The sequence below is a fragment of the Enterobacter sp. 148H3 genome, from assembly GCF_034107425.1.
Taxonomy (GTDB): Bacteria; Pseudomonadota; Gammaproteobacteria; order Enterobacterales; family Enterobacteriaceae; genus Enterobacter; species Enterobacter vonholyi.
The window spans coordinates 1-1,068 of record NZ_JAWNEI010000046.1; the positions used below are offsets into that span (position 1 = coordinate 1).

Genomic DNA, 1,068 nt, shown 5'->3' on the forward strand with positions numbered 1-1,068 from the left:
CGATTCGCATGACCTACCGCTATTTCCCGCAGAAGAAAATGACGGCCTCCGAGCGCGAGGTGAACCCGTTCGGCTTCACGGTCACCAGTTATCAGCGGTTTAAGGAGAAAAACGATGAATAAAGTGCTGATGTGCGCCCTTCTGCTGACCGTCGCGTCAGCATGGGGTGCGGCAACGCCGCGCGGCAGCGCCTTTGACAGCCGCATGCAGAACGTCCCCTACAACAGCCAGAACACGACGGTTATCAACACGCGGGCGGGCTACATCACGACGCTGGTTTTTGACGCCGACGAGGAGGTGATCACCGCTACGGCCGGTTTTCCGCAGGGCTGGACGATCACGCCCGACCGTAACCGTGTGGGCATAAGCCCCGCGCCGGTGAAGCAGCCGGTCACGGATGCGCACGGCAAAACCGTCCAGAAGATTTTCCCCCCCACTCAGCAGGACTGGCAGACCAACCTGTTTGTGACCACCACGAAGCGCGACTATAGCCTGATGCTGAACGTGATCGACAGCGATCGCGAGGCGGGAAACCTCGCCTTTGTGGTGCGCTTCAGCTATCCCGACGACACCCGCAGGCAGAACGACGCCGCCCGCCTCGCACGTCAGCAGGAGCTTCAAGCCGCGCAGGAAAAAGAGCGCATTCAGCTTGCCCTGAAGAAATCCACCGCGCCGCGCAACTGGAACTACACCCGCTGGGTGGCGGCAGGCTCGGCGTCCATCACCCCGGATTTTGCGTATGACGACGGGCGGTTTACCTATCTCGGCTTTTCCCCGCAGAAGCTGATCCCGTCGCCGACGGTTATCGTCGGCGGCAGCGAACAGGTGATCACCCCGACCTTCAGCACCGAGGGCAACTACCGGGTGATGGTGCTGCGCTCGCTTTCCCCGCGCTTTGTGCTGCGCTACGGCAGCCAGGTCGTGGGGATTGAAAACGGCAGTTACGGGAAAGTCACCGTGGCGAACGGCAGCACCGTCTCACCGGACGTGAAACTGGAGAGCAAATGATGAACGAACAGGAAGACATTAAAACCGCCGCCGAACTGGAGGCGGAAGCACGCGAGCGGG

General features: G+C 61.2%; 2 protein-coding genes. Both read left to right on the top strand.

Annotated elements, in window-relative coordinates:
• Window positions 1-8: 8 nt before the first annotated feature.
• Complete coding sequence (locus USH94_RS22430) at window positions 9-122, top strand: VirB8/TrbF family protein (protein ID WP_414146666.1); 114 nt, start codon at window positions 9-11, stop codon at window positions 120-122.
• A complete protein-coding gene (gene virB9 / locus USH94_RS22435; RefSeq protein ID WP_111966198.1) occupies window positions 115-1,008 on the top strand; it encodes a P-type conjugative transfer protein VirB9 in 894 nt (297 codons plus the stop codon). The genes USH94_RS22430 and virB9 overlap by 8 nt, the downstream gene beginning before the upstream one ends.
• The last annotated feature ends 60 nt before the right edge of the window (window positions 1,009-1,068 follow it).

Coding starts and splice junctions, on each gene's coding strand:
- USH94_RS22430 (WP_414146666.1), top strand. CDS start 9: ATGACCTACCGCTATTTCCCGCAGAAGAAAATGACGGCCTCCGAGCGC.
- virB9 (WP_111966198.1), top strand. CDS start 115: ATGAATAAAGTGCTGATGTGCGCCCTTCTGCTGACCGTCGCGTCAGCA.